Origin of the sequence: Stenotrophomonas sp. CFBP8994 (assembly GCF_034044835.1) — a bacterium.
GTDB classification, from domain to species: domain Bacteria; phylum Pseudomonadota; class Gammaproteobacteria; order Xanthomonadales; family Xanthomonadaceae; genus Stenotrophomonas; species Stenotrophomonas rhizophila_A.
Genome location: NZ_JAXCWT010000002.1, coordinates 394,741 through 416,772 on the forward strand (window position 1 = coordinate 394,741; position 22,032 = coordinate 416,772).

Here is a 22,032-nt window from a genome sequence, read left to right on the forward strand (position 1 = left end):
TTACATTGGAATTGCGCCGAAGGGCGGCCACTCGCAACTGTCACCATTTCGCGGTACGTTAGGGGCCTGATCTGCGTCAGCGTTTCACCTGCGGAACGCTGGAACTTTTTGAACTGTCAGCAGTCCAAATACAGGACTGATAAGATGACCCCTATGAGCCAGAACATGTCTACTGCCCTTGTGGCAAACAATCTTCCGATTCCCAGTGCGCTCGGTTCGCTGGACGCCTACATCGGCGCCGTGCACCAGATCCCGGTGTTGACGGTCGATGACGAGCAGGACCTGGCCCGCCGCTTCCGCGACGAGCAGGACCTGGACGCCGCGCGCGAGCTGGTCCATTCCCACCTGCGCTTCGTGGTGCACGTGGCCCGTGGCTATAACGGCTACGGCCTGCAGCTGGGCGACCTGATCCAGGAAGGCAACATCGGCCTGATGAAGGCCGTGAAGCGCTTCGACCCGGACATGGGCGTCCGCCTGGTGTCCTTCGCGGTGCACTGGATCCGTGCCGAAATGCACGAGTTCATCCTGAAGAACTGGCGCATCGTCAAGGTCGCCACGACGAAGGCGCAGCGCAAGCTGTTCTTCAACCTGCGCAAGTCCAAGACCCGCCTGGGCTGGTTGAACGCGGCGGAAGTCACCGCTGTCGCCAAGGACCTCAACGTGTCCGAACGCGAAGTGCTGGAAATGGAATCGCGCCTCTCGGGTCGCGACATCGGTTTCGATGCGCCCAGCGATGACGATAACGAGCATGCGCCGCCGTCGCCGGCTGCGTTCCTGGTCGCCAACGATGAAGATCCGTCGATGGCCTACGAGCGTGCCGACAGCGAAGACAACCAGCTGCAGCTGCTGCGCGAAGGCCTGGCCGAGCTCGACGCCCGCTCACGCGACATCATCCGTCGTCGCTGGCTGGACGCCGACAGCAAGGTCACCCTGCAGGAGCTGGCCGATGAATACGGTGTGTCCGCCGAACGCATCCGCCAGGTCGAAGCGAACGCGCTGAAGAAGATGAAGGCGCTGTTCACCGCGTAACGCGGCATCCAACGCATCAAACAAAAGCCCGGCATCGCTGGGCTTTTTTGTTGCGCCAAGGACGTGCCCACCAACAGTGGGCACCTACCGAGGGTAGAGCCGACTGTTAGTCGGCTGCTCTTACGCCCTCTCGCGCGCGATAGCCCGCCAGCCAATGTCATTGCGGTGGAATTCGTTTTTCCACGTCACCTTCGCCACGCCCGCATACGCATTGGCCTGCGCATCGCCCACGCTGTCGCCCAGCGCGGCCACGCACAACACGCGGCCGCCAGCGCTGAGCACCTGGCCCTGCGCGTCCAGCGTGGTGCCGGCGTGGAACACCTTGGCCGTAGACGGCACCTGGTCCAGCCCGTGGATCACATCACCGGTGATCGGCGTTTCCGGATACGGCGCCGCCGCCATCACCACGCCCAGCGACGGACGCGGGTCCCACCGCGCTTCCACTTCATGCAGGCGTGCATCGATCGCCGCCTCCACCAGTTCCACCAGGTCCGACTGCAGGCGAAGCATTACCGGCTGGGTTTCCGGGTCGCCGAAGCGCACGTTGAATTCAATCACCTTCGGCGCGCCACTGGCATCGATCATCAGCCCGGCGTAAAGGAAGCCCGTGAACGGAATGCCATCGGCGATCATGCCCTGCACGGTGGGGTTCACCACCTCGCGCATCACCCGTGCGTGCACCTCCTCGGTAACCACCGGTGCGGGCGAATACGCGCCCATGCCGCCGGTGTTCGGGCCGGTATCGCCATCGCCCACGCGCTTGTGGTCCTGCGAGGTGGCCATCGGCAGCGCCGTGGTGCCATCGACCATCGAGATGAAGCTGGCTTCCTCGCCATCGAGGAATTCCTCGATCACCACGCGCGCGCCTGCATCGCCGAACGCATTGCCCGACAGCATGTCGCGCACCGCGTCTTCGGCCTCCTGCTGCGTCATCGCCACGATCACGCCCTTGCCCGCGGCCAGGCCATCGGCCTTGACCACGATCGGTGCGCCCTTGTCGCGGACGTAGGCCAGCGCAGCATCCACCTCGGTATGCACGGCATAGAACGCGGTGGGAATGTTGTGGCGGGCGAGGAAGTCCTTGGCGTAGGCCTTGCTTCCTTCCAGCTGCGCCGCCGCAGCGGTGGGGCCGAAGATGCGATGGCCCGCAGCGCGGAAGCGGTCGACCACGCCGGCCACCAGCGGTACTTCCGGGCCAACCACGGTCAGCTCGACACCTTCTGCCTGCACAAGTGCCAGCAGCCCGTCCAGGTCCGTGACTTTCACCGGGACATTGCGGCAGCCGGCCTCGGTGGCGGTACCCGCATTGCCCGGTGCAACCAGCACCTCGGTGACACGGGACGACTGGGCCAGCTTCCAGGCCAGGGCATGTTCACGGCCGCCGGAGCCGATGACGAGGATTTTCATTGGGGCATTCCTGGGGTAACAGTAAGAAAGTTGAGTGGAAGGAGGTCAGTCCGGTTTCACGGCGGAGACAAGACGCTTGGCTTCGGTGTGCAACTGCTGCAGGTCAACCTCGGCCTCGCGTTCTGATGTGATCCTGTCCGCTCCGCGCCGCTCCGCATCAAATGCTGCGTATCGCTCCGCGATGATCAACTCCATCTGCTGACTTGAGATGCGGCCCGGACCGTTGAGCACAGCGCGTTCGTTGAAGTCGAGGAAACGGTCGGTCTGCGTGATCCAGTCGTCCATCCGCGTTTCGATGCGACGCTCGGCACGGTCTTCTGCGAAGTCGAGGAACATGGTGACCAGCCGGTTCAGCTGATCGAGTTCCCTCTGCGTCAGGTAGTTCTTTGACACGACCGCGTCGGACTTGCGGAGCTTGTCGCCGGACCAGTTTGTCAGGCCCATGTGAGGCACGTCGGGATCGGCGCGCTCGACAATCAGCTGCGCAGCGGTGCGGCCGGTAATGGCGAAGACCAGCTTGTTCTGGATGGTGGCGAAGAACGTCTTGGCTGTTGCTGCCGTGCCGTCGTAATCGCTGCTGCTGGCTTTGAACAGATCACGCAGCGTCTGGTAGAACCGCTTCTCCGAACTTCGGATGTCGCGGATGCGGAGCAGCAGTTCCTTGAAGTAGTCCGCGCGCTCGGCGTCCTTGAGTCGTTCGTCGTTGAGCAGGAAGCCCTTGGCCAGATACTGAGCCAACGACGAGCCGGCCCAGCGGCGGAACTGTGCTCCGCGAGGCGAGCGGACCCGGAAACCGACGGCTATGATGAATTCCAGTCGGTAATTCGTTGTTTTATAACGTTTTCCGTCGGCGGCAGTTGTCAAGTAATGCTTGACAACTGATTCCTCTGACAGCTCCTGCTCTGCGAAGATGTTGCGGGCATGCAGACTGATGTTCTGCTTGGTGGTATCAAACAGCTGGGCCATTTCTGCCTGCGTCAGCCAGACCGTACCTTCCGCGGCGCGCAGATGAACCTCCGTCCGACCGTCATCGGTGCGGTACAGAATCAGCTCGCCATGGTTGTCGGTCATGCGATCACCCTCCAGCTCCGGTCAGAACCTGTCAGCGGGCGCCGACGCCTGGTCGGCCCCCACCTTACGCCGAACAATCAATGGCGGAAGTGACGCACGCCGGTAAACACCATCGCCAGGCCGTGTTCGTCAGCCGCGGCGATCACCTCGGCGTCGCGCATCGAACCACCCGGCTGGATCACCGCCTTGATGCCGGCGGCGGCGGCGGCGTCGATGCCGTCGCGGAACGGGAAGAACGCGTCGGACGCCATCACCGAACCTTCTACCACCAGGTTCGCGTCGGCGGCCTTGATGCCGGCGATGCGCGCCGAATACACGCGGCTCATCTGGCCAGCGCCGACGCCGATGGTGCGGTTGTCCTTGGCATAGACGATCGCGTTCGATTTGACGAACTTGGCCACGCTCCAGGCGAACAGCAGGTCGGTGAACTGCTTCTCGGTCGGAGCCAGCTTGCTGACCACGGTCAGTTCGTCACGGCGCATGCCACGGTTGTCCGCGCTCTGCACCAGCAGGCCCGAGCCAATGCGCTTGGTGTCGTAATTGTTGCGGCCTTCGCCGTGCGGAATGCGCAGCACGCGCACGTTCGCCTTCTTCTGCGCGTACTCCAGCGCAGCCGGTTCGTAATCCGGGGCGATCAGCACTTCCACGAACTGGCGGTCCAGGATCACCTTGGCCGTGGCGGCGTCGAGCGGCTTGTTGAAGGCGATGATGCCGCCGAAGGCGCTGGTCGGGTCAGTGGCGTACGCCAATTCGTAGGCATCGCCGTTGCCGGCGCCCACGGCCACGCCGCACGGATTGGCGTGCTTGACGATCACACAGGCCGGCGCGTCGAACTGGCGCACGCATTCCCATGCGGCATCGGCATCGGCCAGGTTGTTGTAGCTCAGTTCCTTGCCCTGCAGCTGCTGGAACGTGGCGAGCGTACCTGCCACCGGCGACAGGTCGCGGTAGAACGCGCCGGCCTGGTGCGGGTTCTCGCCGTAGCGCAGGTCCATGACCTTCACGAAGCTGGAATTCATCTGCGCCGGGAACTCGGTCCGCATCGGCACGGCCGCATCGGTGGCGGTTACCGCCGACAGGTAGTTGCTGATCGCCGCGTCGTACTGCGCCACGCGGTTGAACGCGGCCACCGACAGCGCGAAGCGCTTGGCGGCCGACAGCCTGCCATCATTGGCATCCAGCTCGGCGAGCAATTCGGCGTACTGCGACGGATCGGTGGCCACTGCAACACGGGCGAAGTTCTTCGCCGCCGATCGCAACATGGCCGGGCCGCCGATGTCGATGTTTTCCACCGCATCGGCCAGCGTGCAGTCCGCGTTGGCGGTGACGCGCTCGAACGGGTACAGGTTCAGCACCAGCAGGTCGATCGCCGCGATGCCATGTTCGGCCATCACCGCCTCATCCTGGCCGGCACGGCCAAGCAGGCCGCCGTGCACCAGCGGGTGCAGGGTCTTGACCCGGCCATCCATCATTTCCGGGAAGCCGGTGACGTCGGCCACGTCCTTGACCGGCAGGCCGGCGTCGCGGATTGCCTTGGCGGTACCGCCAGTGGAAAGCAGCTCGACGTTACGCGCGGCGAGGGCGCGGGCCAGGTCGATCAGACCGGTCTTGTCGGAAACGGAAAGCAGGGCCCGGCGCACGGGCAGCAGATCGGAACTCATGGGGGCAGGAGATCGAAGCGGAGCGGGCCCATATTGTAGGCCGTCCCGCACCCCCACCGGGGCCTCAGGTGGCGATGCCGTACTCTTTCAGCTTCTTGCGCAGGGTGGCACGGTGGATGCCCAGCATCGACGCCGCGCGGCTCTGGTTGCCTTCGCAGTGGTTGAGCACTTCCACGAACAGCGGGATTTCCATTTCACGCAGGACGATCTCGTACACGTCATCCGCATCGCAGCCGTCCAGGTCGCGCAGGTAACGCCGGACCGACTGGGCCACGTGTTCGCGCAGCGGCGGCTTCGGCGCGCCACGACTATTGTCAGGACGAGAAAGGACAGCGTTCAAGAAGGATCCCGGTGCGAAGCCAGGGCGGACCACAACCCTGGCGGAGAATTTGGAGGGGGCCAGTCTAGCGCGTGCGTGGCCGTGCCGCCACGCTCGTTGGCAGGACGCCGGGTTACAGGAACTCGAAGGTGAATGCGACGGTGGACGCAGCCGGTTCGCGCACCCGGAACGCGATCTGCGCGCTCTGGCCCGGTTCCAGTACGGAAGCGGCATCGGCCGTAGGGTCCAGGTAGTCGTGCGGCGCGAACACGCGGGTACCGATCACGCGGCCATCGGCGTCGGACAGCGACAGCCGCAGCGAGGGCCAGGCTTGTGCCCAGCGGGCATCGTTGCGGAAACTGGCCTGCACCTGCAGCGCGCCGGGCTGGCCGGGCACCGGCCGCACATCGCGGCTGATCATGCTGAAGGCGGCCGGTTCCTGCCAGGCCGGCAGGCTGCAGCGCAGCACGCTGCACAGCCCGGCAATCCACGGCCTGCTTCCAGCATCGGCGGCCAGTCGCGCGCGGTCGGCGACGGCGATCTGCAGCGACAGCAGCACGACCAGGCCACCGACCAGCGCCCACTGCCAACGCGGCGTGGGCGCTGCACGTTCGGGGGCGCGCATGAAACTGGGGGCGTGCGTGGCAGCAGCGTTGGGCGCGATGGGCTCGGCCACCGCGACCGGAGCGGGGTCGATGTCCGCTTCGGTCTGCTCGATGTCCTCCACATACGCCTCGGCAACAACGGGATTGTCCTCGTTGTTGTCCGCCTCGCTGTCCGGGGCGACCGCGTCGACCGCCTCGGGCGTGGGTTCAGCGGACGCACGCAGGAACGTGGCCAGTGGACGTCGCGGTGGCGGAGTCGGTTCGCTCATCGGGTCATTCAAGCACGGCGCACGCCGGTGATGCGCATCCAGTCGTCGTCGCGCGCCACGTCAAGCTGCTCGAACCAGGGCGCATACCGCACCAGCAGTTCGTCTTCCTGCCCATGCAGGATGCCCGACAGCGCAATGCGGCCGCCTGGTGCCACGCGTGCGGCCAGCACATCGGCCAGCGCATCCAGCGCCGAGGCCAGGATATTGGCCACCACTACCGGGTAGGTGGCCTGCGGTTCGTCGGCCGGCAGGTAGACCTGCATGCGGTCCTGCAGCGCGTTGCGCTCGGCGTTGTCGCCCGTGGCGAGTACCGCCTGCGGGTCGTTGTCCACGCCCACGGCCCTGGCCGCGCCGAGCTTGAGCGCAGCCAGCGCCAGGATGCCCGAGCCGCAACCGAAATCCAGTACCGTCTGCCCGGCCAACGCGCCTTCGGCGGCCAGCCCGTCCAGCCAGCGCAGGCACAGCGCGGTGGTGGGGTGGGTGCCCGAACCGAACGCCAGGCCCGGGTCCAGCCTTACCACGGCAGCATCAGCGGCTTGCGCAGCCTCGGGCAGTTCATGGTTCCACGGCACGATCCAGGTGCTGTCGCCGAAGGCCATCGGCTGGAACTGGTCCAGCCAAGCGCGTTCCCAATCCTCGTCCTGCACTGCGCGGAAGCTGACATCGGTCCATTCCAGGCCCGGATCGAACGCCTCCAGCGCGGCCAGCAGCGCCAGGGCATTGGAATCGGCGGGGAACAGGGCGCTGAGCACCAGGTCATTCCACAACGGGGTTTCGCCCACGCCCGGTTCCAGGATGGCGCGCTCGTTGCTGGTGTCGGCATCGGCGTCGAGCAGGGTCACCGCCAGCGCGCCCACGTCGTCCAGCGCATTCTCATAGCGCGGCTGGGTGGCTTCGGTGCAGTGGAGAGTGAGTTCCAGGAACGGCATGGGCGATAAGGACCTGCGGAAAACGGTGAATGCTAGACGATTGCGGACGGTCGCGGCGACGACCGTCTCAGAAGGCGGTGAGAAGCGACGCGACGGCCTGTTCAGACAACAGGGTACGCCATTGCTAAACTCCGCATCCTGCTGTCTGTCTCCTTTGAACCGGTTCGCTGAATGGCCCTCGCGCCCACGCTCAAAACCTGGCTGCTGGTGGTACCGGCCCTGGCGTTGCTGGGGGTGGTGGGCTACCGCGCGGGCGGCCGTGCGCTGCAGGCCGACCATGCGTCGGCTGCCGTGAGTGAGCTGCAGGTCGGCACGGGGTCGGCTGCGCCGCTGCAGGCCCAGCAGTTGGCGCGCCAGTTGCTGGCCAGCGAGCGCAGCACGGCGGTGCCGTCGGGATTGCCGCTGGACATCCGCGCCGATATCGAGGGCGACACCGACCTGTTCGCCTACGCCCAGCGCCTGCGCCTGCAGGCGGCCAACGGCAATGCCGAGGCAGGCTGGATGGTCAGCCGCGTGTATGACTACTGCGCGATCTATGCGATGGACCCGGGCGGTTACCAGCTCGACAACAACGTGCTTACCGGGCTGGGCATGAACGCATCTTCGCCGATGGTGCAGGCACGCGAGCGTGTAGCGCGCCGTTGCGCGGGATTCGTCTCCAGCGACGGCCTTGGCCGCTCGTTGATTGTCACCCAGCGCGTGCTGGCTGCGCGCGCAGGCAACCTGGCGGCCGAGGCGGCGCTGTTTGCCGATGGCCAGCCATTGAAAGACACCCCCGAGTACCGCCGTGGCCTGGTGGAGCGGGTGATGGATTCGCGTGATCCAGAAGCGTACATGGCCATTTCCACCGCCATGGGCCAGCGCGCCAGTGGCGACGGCGCCCTGCAGGGCCTGGTGGCCGGCGACCAGTTCAGTGAACTGGCCTGGCGCCTGGCGGCGTGCGAGCTGGGCATGGCCTGCGGGCCGGACAGTGTATTGATGAACAATTTCTGCGCGAACGGAGGGATCTGTTCGCAGGACGGTGGGCAGGACTTCGCCACTTTTGTGTATGACGCTGCGGTTTCGCGGCAAGGTGCGGGGAAAATGAAAACGTTGGTTGAGCAGTTGATCAAGCGGAGTGACCGGTCATGAATTACCGTCGATTCCTGCATGGTGCCAAGTTCTGGTTCTGGGTGGCATTGTTCGTGGCCTACTCGGCCGGTGCCGTGGGCCTGGTCATGATCGACACCTACGATGACCGCTACCGGAAGTTGTCGAAGGTGACCCTGACCTCGGTGAAGGCACACGAAGACGTGCGCCGCGCCGGTGCCAGCCAGGTGGCTGCGGTGTACCGCGCGCAGAGCGGCATGCCCTTCGCTTCGTTGCCGGCGGGCAGTACGTTCCAGGTGGTCTGGCCGGACGGCTCGACCGAAACCATGGTGATCGTCGACCCGACGTCGTCGCTGGGCGTGGCGCCGGTCAAGGACACCCAGATCACGGCCGCCGACGCCAGCCGCTGATGCAGGGCCTTGGCACCCCGCTGCGGGGCCTGGGTCGCATCAGCGATTGTCCACGCCTATCAGAGATGCGATCCCGGTAGGGATATTCGCTTGGACAGAAAGGCGTAGCTTCGATCTCATCGGGCTCGCCTTCTGAACGAGCCCTCCATGCCCACCACCGCAGTCGATCACCGGCATGCCGCCGGTCGCTTCCACGCCCGCAGTCCTGTCACCGGTCCGCAGCCGCAGCCGGTGGACCCCACCGTCATCCGTCGCGTTGAAACACCCATGCAGGCCCTGGCGGCGGTGCTGACGGTGACCAATGCCGCGAGGCTGCCACTGAGCACCGCGCGGCCGCTGCCAGCGCACGCAGCTCCCAGCGCACGCCCGGCCAACTGCATCCCGGTGCCTGTCTCGCCGAGCCTGCCGGGCGTGCTGCATGGCGTCGCGGGCTTGTTGCGCAGCCCGGTGACCGAGCTGTTCAGCGACACCCGCACCGCGTGGCTACGGCACGAAGGGGTACGGTGTGCGCCGCCGTTGGGCACGGGCATGCGCGCGCTGCTGCAGGTGGGGGATGCGCTCTCCACCCTGGCCGAAGCTGCCATGCTGGGCGGGCGCAGCGTGCTGGGTATGCAGGAGGCGGCGGTCGTACTCGATATGGGCGCCGATGTGCTCGACCATCAACCACTCGATCGGACCGAGCTGACCGACGCGGTGATGGTGCTGGGCGGCATGCATGGACTCGAACCCGGCGCACCCGCAGGACCGGAAGACGAGGAGCCGGTGCCAGCCGCCGCCGCGTCGCGTGGCTCTGGCGAAAGTGACACCCCGCCGGTTGCGCCTCGGCGGCCGGGCATGACGATCCGCCAGACCACCGCCGACCTGCACCACGGCCGCGTCCAGGTGCGGTTTGAGGGTGCCGAACGGGATCTCAGCATCAGTGAGGGGCGGCTGCAGGTGCTGACCGATCATGGCACCGTCGATGTGATCTTCGATACCGGCGACTGGCAATGGAAACGCGCACCGGCCACACGGCCGGCAACGTCCAGCGTGCACCGCGCGGACAGTTCCATTGCGGTGTTCGACCACCTGGCCGGGCGGGTGCATCAGCAGGCGCCAATCGAGCATGCCCGGCTGCGCCTGGACCTGCTTGGACCCGATGGCATCCTGTACTACAACGATCCGGCCGCGCAGCTTGCAGGCAACGCCGTGTGCGTGGATGGGCGCTATTACGCCGCCACGCTGACCGATGGACTGGGCCTGCGCATCGGCGCGCTGGAACTGGTCAAGCGCGACGGCGTCTACCAGCTGCGCGAGGAAGCCCCCAAGCCTGTCCGCACGCTGCGCTGTCGCCGGGCACCGGGCGACGCCTGCGCCGCGCTGCCACCCGAGTTCTCGCCGGAACTGTCCCGCCAGCTGGAGACCCATCACGGGCAGGCACTGGGCGAGCACCAGGCGCGCCGACGGGGCATCGTGCCCGATGTGGGTCGGCCAGGCTGGTACATGAGCCGCCAAGGCAACCGGCTGCGCCACTACCTGCGTTTCAACGACCGCTACTTCCGCGTGCGCCTGCGCCAGGTGGACGAGCACACCCAGCGGATTTCGGTGTATCTGCCACGCGGCGCCGGTGCCGGCCGCCTGCATCGCCGAAACCACCCGGCGCACCGCATTGTCGATATCCGCCAGGCGATTCCGGCGCAGGAGCATCGCTTCATGACCCAGGCCGAGTTCAACGTGGAATATCGCGGCATGCCCAGCCTGGAAGCCGCGCAGGTGTATGAAAGCGCCGTGGCGCAGAACGCGCGGCTGCGGTTGAGCCAGCTGCAGCGCGCCGCCATCCGCAGCTACCTCACCTGGCGCCGCCGCTCCATGGACGATTTCCTGCAATACGGCAGCCTGCAGCCTGTGTTCCGCGATTCGGAGCAGGCGGTGGCGCGCATCAACCGCGCCCTGGCGCGCATTCCGCCGCACGCCGGCCGGGTGTACACGGCGCTGGCGCTGGATGCCGCGCAGTTCGCCGGCCTGCAGGAAGGGCAGACGCTGTACAGCCGCACATTCCTGGTGGCCAGCGGTGACCGGGGGCGTGCGGTGCATGCCGCCGCTGCAGCCAACAACAACAGCGTGCGGGGCGCCACCACCCTGGTGACCCTTGCCATGCGCCAGCATGCCCATCCCACCGGCCTGCTCTCGCTGCAGGACGAAGCGCAGGTCATGATCGGCAACAACGTGCTGTTCAAGGTCATCGCCAAGGCACCCGGCGAGCTGCACCTGGAAGAGCTGGGTGCCGCACGGCAGGCCATGGGTACCCTCGGCGCGCAGCCGCTGCTGGCCATCCCGCTGCGCGATTGAGCACCGCGCGCTGCCCGGGTAGCGCCTACCGTTGGTCGGCCCATGTAGAGCAGGATCACCCGGCAACAGTGAGTCACCCATGACGCAATAAAGCAGAAAGGCGGGCAATGCCCGCCTCCCTGTTCAATCCACCACCGAACGGATCAGGTCAACGCAATCGACTTGTTCTTGCGCTCAGCCAGCCGCTTCTCCAGGTAATGGATGTTCTGCCCACCGGCCTGGAAGCCCTTGTCCCGCATGATGCGCTGCTGCAGCGCCACGTTGGTCTTGATCCCGTCCACCACCATTTCGCTCAACGCCACGCGCATGCGCGCAATGGCCGTTTCCCGATCCGGCCCGTGCACGATCAGCTTGCCGATCATCGAGTCGTAGTTCGACGGCACGCGGTAGCCGGCATAGATGTGCGTATCCACGCGCACACCCGGACCGCCAGGCGGATGGAACGCGGTGATCAGGCCCGGGCTCGGCACGAAGGTTTCGGCATCTTCAGCGTTGATGCGGCATTCGATCGCATGGCCGGTGAGCACCACATCGCTCTGCTTGATGCTGAGCTTGTGGCCGGCGGCGATCTTCAGCTGCTCCACCACCAGGTCGATGCCGGTCACCATTTCGGTTACCGGGTGCTCCACCTGGATGCGGGTGTTCATTTCGATGAAGTAGAAGCGGCCGTCTTCGTAGAGGAACTCGAAGGTGCCCGCGCCGCGGTAACCGATGCGCACGCAGGCTTCGGTGCAGACCTTGCCGATCTCTTCGCGCTGTTCGGCGCTGATGCCCGGTGCCGGCGCTTCTTCCACCACCTTCTGGTGGCGGCGCTGCATGGAGCAGTCGCGCTCACCGAGGTGGATGGCGTTACCCTGGCCATCGGCCAGCACCTGGATTTCCACGTGGCGCGGATTCTCCAGGAACTTCTCCATGTAGACCTCACCATTGCCGAACGCGGCCTTGGCCTCGCTCTTGGTGGTTTCAATGGAGGTCTTCAGCGATGCCTCGGCATGCACCACGCGCATGCCGCGACCGCCGCCGCCACCGGCCGCCTTGATGATGACCGGGTAGCCGATCTCACGGGCGATCTTGGTGTTGGCCACGATGTCTTCGCCCAGCGGGCCGCCCGAACCCGGCACGCACGGCACGCCGGCGGCCTTCATCGCGCGGATCGCTTCGACCTTGTCACCCATCATGCGGATGGTGTCGGCCTTGGGGCCGATGAAGATGAAGCCTGATTCTTCCACGCGCTCGGCGAAGTCGGCGTTTTCCGACAGGAAACCGTAACCCGGGTGGATGGCCTGGGCATCGGTGACTTCCGCCGCCGCGATCAGCGCCGGAATGTTGAGGTAGCTCTGCGGCGACGGCGCCGGACCAATGCAGACCGACTCGTCGGCCATGGCCACGTGCTTGAGATTGCGGTCGACCGTGGAATGGACGGCCACCGTGCGGATGCCCAGGGTATGGCACGCGCGCAGGATGCGCAGCGCGATCTCCCCTCGGTTGGCAATAACGACTTTGTCGAGCATGGACGGATCCTTAGCCGATCACGAACAGCGGCTGGTCAAATTCGACCGGAAGGCCGTTTTCAGCCAGGATGGCCACGATGGTGCCGGAAGCATCGGCTTCGATCGGGTTGAACATCTTCATCGCTTCGATGATCGCCAGCGTTTCGCCGGCCTTGACCTGCTGGCCGATGGTGACGAAGGCCGGCTTGTCCGGTGCGGACGAGGTGTAGAACGTGCCGACCATCGGCGAGCGCAGCACATGGCCTTCCGGCAGCGCCGCAGCCGGCTTGGCGGTACCGCCGGTGGAGGCTTCGGTCGGCGATTGCATCGGCATCGCCTGGGCGGCCGGCTGGGCCGGGGCCGGGGCCATCATCATCTGCGGCTGGGCCTGCACCATGCCGTAGCCCGACACCGGGGCGCGCGACAGGCGGACGGATTCTTCGCCTTCCTTGATTTCGATTTCGGCAAGGTTCGACTCTTCCAACAGGTCGATCAGCTTCTTGATTTTGCGGAGATCCATAGGGGCCTCAGGTGTTTGATGTCAGTGGAGTGGGAAGCGCGTTGCGCTCGGGTCAATGGGGTGTCAGGCGGACGCCAGCCGCACCAGCGCCGCGTCCATCGCGTAGCGATAGCTGTCGGCGCCAAAGCCGCAGATCACGCCGACCGCCTTGTCGCTGAAGTAGCTGTGCTGGCGGAACGGTTCGCGGGCGTGCGGGTTGGACAGGTGGATTTCGATGAACGGCACATCCACCGCCGCCAGCGCATCGCGCAGCGCGACCGAGGTGTGGGTGAACGCGGCCGGATTGATCAGGATGAAGGTGGTACCGTCGGTACGGGCAGCCTGCACCCGGTCCACCAGCACGTGCTCGGCGTTGGACTGCAGGCTTTCCACCGCGTGCCCGGCGCCCTGCGCCTGGGCCAGCAGGGCCTGGTCGATCTGCGCCAGCGTGGTGTGCCCATACACGCCCGGCTCGCGCGTACCGAGCAGGTTGAGGTTGGGGCCATGCAGGACCAGCAGTTTCGCCATGGGTGCCACGCAACGAGAAAGGGCGGAGTCTGGCGGAACTGGTGGATCGTGTCCAGTTCGGCGAAGTTAGGGGTGTTTCAAGCAATCGTTTGAATTTCTGGCGGATCGCTTGGGGCGCGGGCGATGTCGCACCTCGACCGCCGCAGATGCCGCCTCAGCGTTCCGTTCATGGCACTGGTGTTCCGGGAGAGCGATATTACCTTTAGTAGGTAACGTCACTCCGGGAGCATTCCCCATGCACAGCCTGATCGTAGTTGCCCACCCCAAACCCGGCTCACTCACCCACGCGGTGGCGAGCCGGATCGGCGACGCCATCCTTGCCGCCAGCACCGGCAACACGGTGGAGATCGCCGACCTGGCTGCGGAGGGCTTCGACCCCCGCTTCAACCAGGCCGACAACGCCTTGTTCCGCCAAACCGCAGCGCCGCCGGAGGATGTGGCCGCCGAACATGCCCGGATGGATCGGGCGGACGCGCTGGTGCTGGTCTATCCACTGTACTGGTGGTCATTCCCGGCACTGCTCAAAGGCTGGATCGACCGCGTGTTCACCCAGGGCTGGGCCTATGCCGAGAGCCCTGAGGGCAAGGTGGTCAAGAAGCTGCAGCGCCTGCAGGTGCACCTGGTGGGACTGGGGGGCGCGGACGCGGCCATGATCGAGCGGCGTGGCTACGGCACCGCGATGAAGACGCAGATCGACATGGGCATCTTTGATTACTGCGGCGCACGCGTGCAGTCGTCCACGCTGCTGCTGGAATCGGACAGCGGTTCCGCAGAAGCGCACCTGCGCACCGCGGCGGACATCGGCCGTACCATTGGCGCGTCTGCTGCTGCCTGACCGACCCTTCCGATGCCCACACGCCCCGAACCGCCCCGTCGCCGCATGCCGCGCGAACAACGCGCGCGCCAGTTGCTGGATGTGGCGTGGGCGCTGGTGGGCGAAGAGGGAACCGATGCGCTGTCGCTCGGGCGCCTGGCCGCAGCGGCCGGCGTCACCAAGCCGGTGGCCTATGACCACTTCATCACCCGCAACGGCCTTCTGGCTGCGCTCTATCAGGACTACGACCAGCGCCAGACTGCGGTGTTTGAAGCGCGCATCGGCAAGGCCAAGGCTCGGTTGAAGGATCGCGCCCATGCCATTGCCGGTGGCTACATCGACTGCGTGCTGTCGCAGGGCAGCGAGATCCAGGGAATCCTCGCTGCCCTCGCGGGGTCACCCGAGTTGATGGAGGTAAAGCGGCGGTACCAGCAGGAGTTCATCGCCAAGTGCGCGGAATGGGTGGGTGGCTTCGCCACCGGCAGCGAAGTACCAGACGCGGGCTACTGGGCGATCCTGGGCGCGGCGGAGTCGCTCTCCGAAGCGGTCGCCGCCGGGGTGGTTGAGCACGCGGTGGCGGAGGCAGAGCTGGTGCGGCTGATCGTGTCGACCATCAAGCGCAGCTGATAGATCCCTCCGCGGCGACCAGTGCGCTGGCGGGCCAAGGGAATTCCAGTCCCTCAGCCCTGACGCCCCCGCCCTCTCCTGAAGAAAGCATGCCACCGTTTCGGCGCAACGGCCTGCTGACGTGCATACAGACGCCCACCCGGCACTGACAGCGCAACGTCGGTGCCTCGTGCTGGCCTGGACCTGATGCGCAGGGCGCCGCCCAGGCGCGCTGAGCGCTCGTGCATTCCCTGCACGCCCCAGCGCCCCTGCTTCACGGTGCCCTCCACCATGCCCCGGCCGTTGTCGCGTACCCGCAGGCAGAAGGTGTGGCCGAAGCTCAGCTCAATGTCGATGTCCGTGGCGGCCGAATGCGCCAACGCATTGCGGATTGCCTCGCGGCCGATCAGGAACACTTCTTCGGCGGCGTCGTTCAGGCGCGGCGCTTCGCCCGAGACCACCACCCGCAACCGCGTGCCCGCCGGGTTCGTCTCTTCGTTGTAGACATGGGTGAGCGCCGCAGCGAGATCGAGCCCGGCGCCGGTGTCACTGCGCAGCGAAGCGACGCGTTCGCGGCCTTCCCGGAGACTGTCTTCCGCAGCCTGCATGGCCGATTCAAGCCGCGCCTGCGCCTCGTCCGGAAGGGACGGCATGGCGCTGATCGCGTGCAGCCGCAACAACAGGCCCTGTCCGCCCTGCAGCAGGGTGTCGTGCAGGTCACGGGCAATGCGCTCACGTTCCTGCAGCCGCTCTTCGTAGCGCGCTTTGACCAGGGCGGTGATGTGGCGGCCCCGCACGCGCGCGGCCGCAGCGACCAGCACCACCAGCGCGATCAACAACAGCCCGCGGAACCAGAACGTCTGCGTCAGCAGCGGCTCGATCCGGAAGGCACGCGTGGTTGGGGCGCTCCCCCATACGCCATCTTCGTTGGCAGCCAGCACCTCGAAGGTGTAGCTGCCCGGTCCAAGGTTGGTGTAGTAGGCCGTGGTGGCGCTGCCGGCGTCGCGCCAGCCGGAGTCCACGCCGGAAAGCCGGTACCGGTAGCGGTTGCGTTCCGGGCGGGCAAGCGACTGCGCGACGAAGTCGATCTGCAGCTGGGTGATGCCCGCGGGAACCACGGTGCCGTCGCGCAGGGGCAGGGTTTCATCACCGAAATGCACATCGCCGATGCGCGCGCTGGGGGCCGCGCGCGTGCGGTGGAGGCGGGTGGTATCCAGCCACGCCAGGCCCTGGTTGGTTGCAAGCCACAGCAGTCCATCCTTCGAAAGTTGCGCGGTGGGAATCGGGCCGCTCTGCAGCGCGATACCGGGCATGCCATCGACGTCATCGAACAGCCTCGGCGAGACGGCGTTTCCGGTGCGCGCGCTGGCGATCGCATCGGCAAGATCCAGGCGCACCAAGCCACGCCCGCCGTTCAACCACACCTGCTGGTCCGGGTCGATGACGATGCCGGTAATGCCTTCCAGCACGCCGGGAATGTCGGCCGTTACCGCGCTGAACGCACCTCCGTTGCTGCTGATGCTGAAGCCCTTCTCGCCGGCAACCAGCAGCAGGTGCTCATGCGCAAGCACGGCGGTGACCGGGCCTGCGTCGAGGCCCCGGGTCGAGCCGATGCGGTGCACCCCGGTCGCGTCGCGCAGCACCAGCTCCCCGCTCGCATAGCCGAACAGCAGGCCCTGCGCGCTGTCTGGTGCAATGACGGTGCAGCCGGGCAGGGTGATGCGCGCGTCCTCCGTCCAGGAACCGCGCAGGTAATGCACGACGCGGTTCTCGCCCACGCAGGCCCAGGCCTCTTCGGCGCCCGGAAAATGCAGTGCCTGCGGTTGCAGGCCGCGTGCAGTGCCGGGGAACTGCACTACCTCCAGCGCCGTTCCCCTGCGCCGGGCGAGGCTGGTCCATTCGAACTGCCACAGCGGGCGGGTGTCCCTCAATGCCGCGCGCTGCAGACCGGCCCGATCCAGGCCAAGGCCGTGGCGGTCGAGGTCATACGGCACCATGTCTTCGCCATACCCGAACAGCGCGCCGCCCGCATTCCTCGCCAGGATGCGGTAAGGATCGTTGGGCCCTTCCGTGAGAGTGCGGACGCTCTGCGCGCGGAAGCGGTTGAGGCCGAGGTTGGTACCTACCCACACGTTGCCCTCGCGATCCTCGAAGACCGGCACGGCCGAAGTGGAGGTCAGCCCCTGCGGAACATCGAAGCGCTCCATGCGCACCGCGTGCTTGCCGTCGAACAGCACCCGCAGGATGCCGCCGCCCCCGCGCATGGGCGCCCACATGGCGCCGTCCGAGGTGAAATGCAGGCGGCTGGCCAGCACGTCCGGAAGCAGGCGGGCCTGCCGTTCAGCGGCCGGGAGCAGGCCGTTGGCATCGGCGATGGGCACCGCGCCGCGGCGCCGGTCGGCCAGCCAGATCTCGCCCGACGGGCTTTCGGCCAGCGTCGCCATCAAGGAGACCTCGATGCCGGTGGGGACGAACGCAGCGCCGCCCTTGGGAATGAACCACACCTTCTGGCCGACCAGCGCCCAGAACCGGCCCCGGGAATCGTTGAGCAGCCAGTGCGCGTGGCGCTCGGGCAGGCCCATGGATGCGGGCGGTTTTTCCCAGCGCGTCCCGTTGAACCGGCGCAGGCCTTCGTCAACCGCTGCCCAGAGCACGCCGTTGCTGTCGTATGCAAACCCCGACACCACGCCCGGCGGCACCCCTTCATTTCGCTGGTAAGAGCGCAGGGTGCCGTCGCTGCCCAGATGGGCGATGCCGGCGTGGTAATACCCCAACCACAGGCCACCGCTCCTGTCGCCCCGCAGGGTCACCAGGTTGAGCGAGGGCTGCGCAGCACCGGCGTTCGTCTGCTGGCGTACGTACCGGTGCCCATCGAAGCTGTACAGCCCGGAGCCTGTCGCCAGCCACAGCGTGCCGTTGGGGTCCTGCTGGATGTCCCAGATATCGCCCGGTGCGCCCTGGCCGGCCCGCCACGCGGTGTGGTGGTAGCCGGTAAACCCGGTACCAGGCGACGGATGCTGTTGCGCAAGACCCGGCGGAGACAGGGTGAAAAGAACAACCAGCAGCAGCGCACGCATGGCGTGGCCGGGGAACGAAGACAACAGGGGCATGCGGTGAACTACGGGGCCGGGGCAGGGGCCCGCTGCGGTTAAGACCGCAGCGGGACGCGCCGGAGCTTATCAGGGAAAAAGCGCCCGCCCAGCCCCAACGCCACGCGGACCAGCAGCACCAGCACGGGTACTTCGACCAGTGGCCCGATGACGGCGGCAAAGGCCACCGGAGAGGCAAGCCCGAAAGCGGCGATGGCAACGGCGATGGCCAGTTCAAAGTTGTTGCCGGCGGCAGTGAAGGCTATGGCCGTGGTACGCGGATAATCCCTGGCGATGAGCCGCCCCATGAAGAAGCTGAGGCCGAACTGGATGATGAAATAGAGCGTGAGCGGAATGGCGATGCGCACCGCATCGAACGGAAGGCGCAGCACGTCGGCGCCCTTCAGGCTGAACATCGCCACGATGGTGAGCAGCAGTGCGACCAGCGTGATCGGGCTGATCGCCGGCAGGAAGCGCTCTTCGTACCAGCGTTCACCCCTGGCGGCTCGCAGCCAGCGACGGGTGAGGTAGCCGGCGAGGAATGGAACGCCCAGGTAGATCAGCACCGCTTCGGCGATGGTCCACATGCTGACGTTGACCACGCTGCCCTGCAGGCCGAACATCGGCGGCAGCCAGGAAAGGAAGAACCAGGCGTACACGCTGAACAACAGGATCTGGAAGATCGAGTTGAAGGCCACCAGCCCGGCCACGTACTGGTTGTCGCCGCGTGCAAGCTGGTTCCACACCAGCACCATGGCAATGCAGCGCGCCAACCCGATCAGGATAAGCCCGGTCATGTACTCGGGGGAATCGCGCAGGAACAGCACCGCCAGGCCGAACATCAGGCACGGTCCCACGATCCAGTTCTGCAGCAGCGAGAGCGCCAGCACCCGTTTGTCGGCAAACACCTCTGGCAGCGCCTCGTACTTCACCTTGGCCAGCGGCGGGTACATCATCAGGATCAGGCCGATGGCGATCGGAACGTTCGTCGTGCCGATCGACAGGCGGTTCAGTGCGGTGGGAACGTCGTCGAACAGTGCACCCAGGCCCACGCCCAACGCCATCGCGATGAATATCCACAGCGTCAGATATCGATCCAGGAAGGACAGGCGGGAGGTCTCCGTGCGCATGAAAGGGACTCAGCAGCAGCCAGGCCGCTCAGACGGCGTGTCGTCAGCGCAGCAATTCTCGGTGAGGTAGCCCACCAAGGCCTTCATCGCAGTGAAGTTCGCCCGATAGCAGATGGACCGGCCCAGGTGTTCGGCGCTAATCAGCTTGGCGGCTGACAGTGCCTTCAAGTGGAAAGACAGCGTCGCGCCAGGCAGGTTGAGTGCCTGGGCGATATCGCCCGCCAGTTTGCCGCCCGTACCGGCCTGTACCAGGAGACGGTAGATGGACAGGCGGGTGGCATGGCTCAGGGCACCAAGGGCCCGGGTTGCGTGCTTATGTTCCATAATTCTAGAATAGTCGAAATTATGTCGCGGGACAAACCATGACCGACCTCCCCAACCTGGTTCCGGGTGCGCTGGGTACTCCCATGGCCGCCCGGTTGGACGCAGGGACCGTGCTGGCGCATCGTCCGCGCATCCTGATCCTCTATGGCTCGCTGCGGCCCCAGTCGTTCAGTCGCAAGTTGGCCTTGGAGGCGCAGCGCCTGCTCGAACACCTCGGGGCTGAGACGCGGCTGTTCGATCCGCACGCGCTGCCCATGCTCGACTCGGTGCCCGCCACGCATCCCAAAGTGCAGGAACTGCGGCAGGCCTCGCTCTGGTCCGAAGGCCACGTGTGGGTCAGCCCGGAACGGCACGGCACGCTGACGGCGGTGTTCAAGAACCAGATCGACTGGTTGCCGCTGGAGGAAGGCAGCGTGCGGCCCACCCAGGGACGCACGCTGGCGGTGATGCAGGTGAACGGTGGCTCGCAATCCTTCAATGTGGTCAACGCGCTGCGCGTACTGGGTCGCTGGATGCGGATGGTGACGATTCCAAATCAGTCGTCGGTCCCCAAGGCCTGGCAGGAGTTCGATGAGCAGGGGCGGATGAAGCCGTCGGCGTACTACGACCGCGTTGTGGATGTGATGGAAGAACTGGTCAAATTCACCCTGCTGGTTCGCGGCCGCAGTGACTACCTGGTAGAGCGCTACAGTGAGCGAAAGGGGGCAGTGGAAGCTGCGAGCCTGGCTGCTGCTGCCGCCGTCGTCGAAACCGTTCTTGATGAGGAGGGCACATGAAGGCCGTCATCTACCACAACCCGAAATGCGGCACCTCGCGCAACACGCTGGCGTTGATCCGGCATGCGGGGATCGAACCTGAGGTGATCGAATACCTGGTCGATCCGCCAAGCCGTGCGCGCCTGGTCGAACTGATCAATGCCGCCGGCGTTAACGTACGTGGCGCCATCCGCAAGAAAGAGAAGCGCTACCTGGAATTGGGGCTGGACGACGTTGCGCTCAGCGATGACGCATTGCTGGATGCGCTGATGGACAACCCGATCCTGATCGAACGGCCTTGGGTGCAGACCGATCTGGGAACGCGCCTGTGTCGGCCTTCCGAGGTCGTCCTGGAGATTCTTCCGACCGTCACCGTGCCCTTCGCCAAGGAAGACGGTGAGGTGGTGATCGATCAGGACGGCAAGCGGGTTTCCTGATCACCGCCGTAGTGCAGCCAGGGTCAGCCCTGTTGGAGCCGAGAACATGTTGTCCTTCAAGCAGATGGCATTGAACGCAGAGGTCATTGCGTTGCTTCAACGCGTCGGGTTGCCCACCGAAGACCTCGACCCGGTGTCCACCACGTTCTGCGGTATGTGGGAAGACAAAATGCTGTGCGGGGTCATCGCGATCGAGCCGTACCACGATGTCGGACTGCTGAGGTCGCTCGCGGTCAGCCCCGCGTTTCGAGGCCGCGGCCAAGGTGAGGTGCTGGTGGGCAAGGCGGAGGAGCTTGCCCGCCGCGTGGGCGTGGAGGAGCTTTATCTGCTTACGGTCTCTTCCAGCACCCTGTTCGAGCGCTGCGGCTTTGCCCACGTTGCACGGGACGCTGTCCCCGTTTCGATTCGGGAAACCAAGCAGTTCTCCGGCCTGTGCCCGGCCACCTGCGCGGTCATGCGCAAGCGGATCTGATACGCATCGCCCGCCGCATGGCGGGCGATGGTCGCAGGCTGCGCTTACTTCGCCGCCAGCCGCTTCAGCAGCACGGCGGCGGTTTCAGCGGAGGACGCGGGGTTCTGCCCGGTGATCAGCAGGCCATCGCTGACCACGTACGAGCCCCAGTCCGGCCCCTTCGAGTAATCGCCGCCCAGCGCCTTGAGCGTGTCTTCGACCAGGAAGGGCACCACGTCGGTCAGGCCGACGCCGGCTTCCTCGCTGTTGGTGAAACCGGTGACCTTCCGGCCCTGCACCAGCGGGTTGCCGTTGGCGGCCTTGACGTGGCGAAGCACGCCCGGGGCGTGGCAGACCAGCGCGACCGGCTTTTCGGCGGCGATGAACGATTCGATCAGCGCGATGGACTGGCTGTCTTCGGCCAGGTCCCAAAGCGGCCCATGGCCACCGGGATAGAACACGGTGTCGAAGTCGGCCTGCGAAACGCTGTCCAGGCGAACGGTGTTGGCCAGTTGTGCGGTCGCCGCCGCATCGGCCTCGAAGCGACGGGTGAGGTCGGTCTGGAAGTCGGGCTCGTTGCTCTTTGGATCCAGCGGCGGCTGCCCGCCGTTGGGCGAGGCCAGGGTGATGGTGGCGCCCGCGTCCTGGAACGCGTAGTAGGGCGCGGCAAGTTCTTCGAGCCAGAAGCCGGTCTTGCGACCGGTGTTGCCAAGCGCGTCGTGGGAGGTGAGGACGATCAATACCTTCATGGGGAACGGTTCCTGGTAGATGGAGGGGAACAGTAGACCGGTC

At 66.0% G+C, this 22,032-nt stretch carries 22 protein-coding genes; 9 read left to right on the forward strand and 13 right to left on the reverse strand.

Annotated elements, in window-relative coordinates; all coding sequences use genetic code 11:
• Positions 1–153: 153 nt before the first annotated feature.
• Positions 154–1,029: an RNA polymerase sigma factor RpoH gene (rpoH, locus tag SOM39_RS06480; RefSeq protein WP_068854233.1), complete on the forward strand. Its 876-nt coding sequence runs from the start codon at positions 154–156 to the stop codon at positions 1,027–1,029.
• Positions 1,030–1,149: 120 nt separating this feature from the next.
• Here the strand turns inward: rpoH and purD are convergent, their stop codons facing one another.
• From purD to prmA, 6 genes are all read right to left on the reverse strand, one after another.
• Complete coding sequence (purD, locus tag SOM39_RS06485) at positions 1,150–2,436, reverse strand: phosphoribosylamine--glycine ligase (RefSeq protein WP_320457849.1); 1,287 nt, start codon at positions 2,434–2,436, stop codon at positions 1,150–1,152.
• Between the two features lie 45 nt (positions 2,437–2,481).
• Positions 2,482–3,507, reverse strand: coding sequence for a RhuM family protein (rhuM, locus tag SOM39_RS06490; protein ID WP_320457850.1), 1,026 nt, complete (start codon positions 3,505–3,507; stop codon positions 2,482–2,484).
• A gap of 77 nt (positions 3,508–3,584) precedes the next feature.
• Entirely contained in the window at positions 3,585–5,168 is a 1,584-nt protein-coding gene (gene purH / locus SOM39_RS06495) for a bifunctional phosphoribosylaminoimidazolecarboxamide formyltransferase/IMP cyclohydrolase (RefSeq protein WP_249833215.1), read from the reverse strand.
• Between the two features lie 64 nt (positions 5,169–5,232).
• On the reverse strand, positions 5,233–5,508 hold the full coding sequence (gene fis / locus SOM39_RS06500) for a DNA-binding transcriptional regulator Fis (RefSeq protein ID WP_068854228.1): 276 nt from the start codon (positions 5,506–5,508) through the stop codon (positions 5,233–5,235).
• A gap of 112 nt (positions 5,509–5,620) precedes the next feature.
• Entirely contained in the window at positions 5,621–6,361 is a 741-nt protein-coding gene (locus SOM39_RS06505) for a DUF3426 domain-containing protein (protein ID WP_320457851.1), read from the reverse strand.
• An 8-nt stretch (positions 6,362–6,369) separates the two neighbouring features.
• Positions 6,370–7,290, reverse strand: a complete 921-nt coding sequence (gene prmA / locus SOM39_RS06510) for a 50S ribosomal protein L11 methyltransferase (protein WP_320457852.1) — start codon at positions 7,288–7,290, stop codon at positions 6,370–6,372.
• A 171-nt stretch (positions 7,291–7,461) separates the two neighbouring features.
• Here prmA and SOM39_RS06515 point away from each other — a divergent pair, with 171 nt between their 5' ends.
• The 3 genes from SOM39_RS06515 (at position 7,462) to SOM39_RS06525 (ending at position 11,117) form a co-directional block, all read left to right on the forward strand.
• Positions 7,462–8,421, forward strand: coding sequence for a hypothetical protein (locus SOM39_RS06515; RefSeq protein WP_068854225.1), 960 nt, complete (start codon positions 7,462–7,464; stop codon positions 8,419–8,421).
• The gene (locus tag SOM39_RS06520; RefSeq protein WP_068854224.1) at positions 8,418–8,789 is read left to right on the forward strand and encodes a hypothetical protein; all 372 of its coding nucleotides are present in this window, start codon (positions 8,418–8,420) and stop codon (positions 8,787–8,789) included. The genes SOM39_RS06515 and SOM39_RS06520 overlap by 4 nt, the downstream gene beginning before the upstream one ends.
• A 147-nt stretch (positions 8,790–8,936) precedes the next feature.
• Complete coding sequence (locus SOM39_RS06525) at positions 8,937–11,117, forward strand: hypothetical protein (RefSeq protein WP_320457853.1); 2,181 nt, start codon at positions 8,937–8,939, stop codon at positions 11,115–11,117.
• Positions 11,118–11,260: 143 nt separating this feature from the next.
• Here the strand turns inward: SOM39_RS06525 and accC are convergent, their stop codons facing one another.
• The 3 genes from accC to aroQ form a co-directional block, all read right to left on the reverse strand.
• Complete coding sequence (gene accC, locus SOM39_RS06530; RefSeq protein ID WP_068854222.1) at positions 11,261–12,628, reverse strand: acetyl-CoA carboxylase biotin carboxylase subunit; 1,368 nt, start codon at positions 12,626–12,628, stop codon at positions 11,261–11,263.
• Between the two features lie 10 nt (positions 12,629–12,638).
• Positions 12,639–13,127, reverse strand: coding sequence for an acetyl-CoA carboxylase biotin carboxyl carrier protein (gene accB / locus SOM39_RS06535; RefSeq protein WP_184125873.1), 489 nt, complete (start codon positions 13,125–13,127; stop codon positions 12,639–12,641).
• A gap of 63 nt (positions 13,128–13,190) precedes the next feature.
• On the reverse strand, positions 13,191–13,634 hold the full coding sequence (gene aroQ / locus SOM39_RS06540) for a type II 3-dehydroquinate dehydratase (RefSeq protein ID WP_320457854.1): 444 nt from the start codon (positions 13,632–13,634) through the stop codon (positions 13,191–13,193).
• Positions 13,635–13,869: 235 nt separating this feature from the next.
• Here aroQ and SOM39_RS06545 point away from each other — a divergent pair, with 235 nt between their 5' ends.
• Both SOM39_RS06545 and SOM39_RS06550 read left to right on the forward strand, forming a co-directional pair.
• Positions 13,870–14,469 carry an NAD(P)H-dependent oxidoreductase gene (locus SOM39_RS06545; RefSeq protein ID WP_320457855.1) on the forward strand — a complete coding sequence of 200 codons (600 nt, stop codon included), beginning with the start codon at positions 13,870–13,872 and terminating at the stop codon, positions 14,467–14,469.
• Between the two features lie 12 nt (positions 14,470–14,481).
• Positions 14,482–15,075, forward strand: a complete 594-nt coding sequence (locus SOM39_RS06550) for a TetR/AcrR family transcriptional regulator (RefSeq protein ID WP_320457856.1) — start codon at positions 14,482–14,484, stop codon at positions 15,073–15,075.
• A gap of 53 nt (positions 15,076–15,128) precedes the next feature.
• Here the strand turns inward: SOM39_RS06550 and SOM39_RS06555 are convergent, their stop codons facing one another.
• Genes SOM39_RS06555 through SOM39_RS06565 form a run of 3 tightly spaced genes read right to left on the reverse strand, consistent with a single transcriptional unit; the run spans position 15,129 to position 19,597 of the window.
• Positions 15,129–18,164 carry a sensor histidine kinase gene (locus SOM39_RS06555; RefSeq protein WP_320457857.1) on the reverse strand — a complete coding sequence of 1,012 codons (3,036 nt, stop codon included), beginning with the start codon at positions 18,162–18,164 and terminating at the stop codon, positions 15,129–15,131.
• Between the two features lie 38 nt (positions 18,165–18,202).
• Positions 18,203–19,273, reverse strand: coding sequence for an ACR3 family arsenite efflux transporter (arsB, locus tag SOM39_RS06560; protein ID WP_320457858.1), 1,071 nt, complete (start codon positions 19,271–19,273; stop codon positions 18,203–18,205).
• Positions 19,274–19,282: 9 nt separating this feature from the next.
• Positions 19,283–19,597, reverse strand: a complete 315-nt coding sequence (locus SOM39_RS06565) for a metalloregulator ArsR/SmtB family transcription factor (protein ID WP_320457859.1) — start codon at positions 19,595–19,597, stop codon at positions 19,283–19,285.
• A 38-nt stretch (positions 19,598–19,635) separates the two neighbouring features.
• On the opposite strand from SOM39_RS06565, the gene arsH reads away from it, so the two are divergent.
• Genes arsH through arsN2 form a run of 3 tightly spaced genes read left to right on the forward strand, consistent with a single transcriptional unit; the run spans position 19,636 to position 21,261 of the window.
• The gene (gene arsH, locus SOM39_RS06570; protein ID WP_320457860.1) at positions 19,636–20,373 is read left to right on the forward strand and encodes an arsenical resistance protein ArsH; all 738 of its coding nucleotides are present in this window, start codon (positions 19,636–19,638) and stop codon (positions 20,371–20,373) included.
• Entirely contained in the window at positions 20,370–20,789 is a 420-nt protein-coding gene (gene arsC / locus SOM39_RS06575) for an arsenate reductase (glutaredoxin) (protein ID WP_184125867.1), read from the forward strand. Before arsH ends, arsC begins: the two co-directional genes overlap by 4 nt.
• A gap of 46 nt (positions 20,790–20,835) precedes the next feature.
• Complete coding sequence (gene arsN2, locus SOM39_RS06580; RefSeq protein WP_320457861.1) at positions 20,836–21,261, forward strand: arsenic resistance N-acetyltransferase ArsN2; 426 nt, start codon at positions 20,836–20,838, stop codon at positions 21,259–21,261.
• 44 nt (positions 21,262–21,305) lie between these two features.
• On the opposite strand, the gene SOM39_RS06585 is transcribed toward arsN2, so the two are convergent.
• A complete protein-coding gene (locus tag SOM39_RS06585; protein WP_307105879.1) occupies positions 21,306–21,989 on the reverse strand; it encodes a type 1 glutamine amidotransferase domain-containing protein in 684 nt (227 codons plus the stop codon).
• Positions 21,990–22,032: the final 43 nt, after the last annotated feature.

Excerpts from the sequence above, each read along its gene's own strand:
- accB (WP_184125873.1), bottom strand. The coding sequence starts at position 13,127 with ATGGATCTCCGCAAAATCAAGAAGCTGATCGACCTGTTGGAAGAGTCG.
- rhuM (WP_320457850.1), bottom strand. The coding sequence starts at position 3,507 with ATGACCGACAACCATGGCGAGCTGATTCTGTACCGCACCGATGACGGT.
- SOM39_RS06525 (WP_320457853.1), top strand. The coding sequence starts at position 8,937 with ATGCCCACCACCGCAGTCGATCACCGGCATGCCGCCGGTCGCTTCCAC.
- SOM39_RS06545 (WP_320457855.1), top strand. The coding sequence starts at position 13,870 with ATGCACAGCCTGATCGTAGTTGCCCACCCCAAACCCGGCTCACTCACC.
- purD (WP_320457849.1), bottom strand. The coding sequence starts at position 2,436 with ATGAAAATCCTCGTCATCGGCTCCGGCGGCCGTGAACATGCCCTGGCC.
- rpoH (WP_068854233.1), top strand. The coding sequence starts at position 154 with ATGAGCCAGAACATGTCTACTGCCCTTGTGGCAAACAATCTTCCGATT.
- SOM39_RS06555 (WP_320457857.1), bottom strand. The coding sequence starts at position 18,164 with ATGCCCCTGTTGTCTTCGTTCCCCGGCCACGCCATGCGTGCGCTGCTG.
- SOM39_RS06520 (WP_068854224.1), top strand. The coding sequence starts at position 8,418 with ATGAATTACCGTCGATTCCTGCATGGTGCCAAGTTCTGGTTCTGGGTG.
- accC (WP_068854222.1), bottom strand. The coding sequence starts at position 12,628 with ATGCTCGACAAAGTCGTTATTGCCAACCGAGGGGAGATCGCGCTGCGC.
- SOM39_RS06505 (WP_320457851.1), bottom strand. The coding sequence starts at position 6,361 with ATGAGCGAACCGACTCCGCCACCGCGACGTCCACTGGCCACGTTCCTG.
- prmA (WP_320457852.1), bottom strand. The coding sequence starts at position 7,290 with ATGCCGTTCCTGGAACTCACTCTCCACTGCACCGAAGCCACCCAGCCG.
- purH (WP_249833215.1), bottom strand. The coding sequence starts at position 5,168 with ATGAGTTCCGATCTGCTGCCCGTGCGCCGGGCCCTGCTTTCCGTTTCC.
- SOM39_RS06565 (WP_320457859.1), bottom strand. The coding sequence starts at position 19,597 with ATGGAACATAAGCACGCAACCCGGGCCCTTGGTGCCCTGAGCCATGCC.
- arsC (WP_184125867.1), top strand. The coding sequence starts at position 20,370 with ATGAAGGCCGTCATCTACCACAACCCGAAATGCGGCACCTCGCGCAAC.
- SOM39_RS06515 (WP_068854225.1), top strand. The coding sequence starts at position 7,462 with ATGGCCCTCGCGCCCACGCTCAAAACCTGGCTGCTGGTGGTACCGGCC.
- SOM39_RS06550 (WP_320457856.1), top strand. The coding sequence starts at position 14,482 with ATGCCCACACGCCCCGAACCGCCCCGTCGCCGCATGCCGCGCGAACAA.
- arsH (WP_320457860.1), top strand. The coding sequence starts at position 19,636 with ATGACCGACCTCCCCAACCTGGTTCCGGGTGCGCTGGGTACTCCCATG.
- arsN2 (WP_320457861.1), top strand. The coding sequence starts at position 20,836 with ATGTTGTCCTTCAAGCAGATGGCATTGAACGCAGAGGTCATTGCGTTG.
- SOM39_RS06585 (WP_307105879.1), bottom strand. The coding sequence starts at position 21,989 with ATGAAGGTATTGATCGTCCTCACCTCCCACGACGCGCTTGGCAACACC.
- arsB (WP_320457858.1), bottom strand. The coding sequence starts at position 19,273 with ATGCGCACGGAGACCTCCCGCCTGTCCTTCCTGGATCGATATCTGACG.
- aroQ (WP_320457854.1), bottom strand. The coding sequence starts at position 13,634 with ATGGCGAAACTGCTGGTCCTGCATGGCCCCAACCTCAACCTGCTCGGT.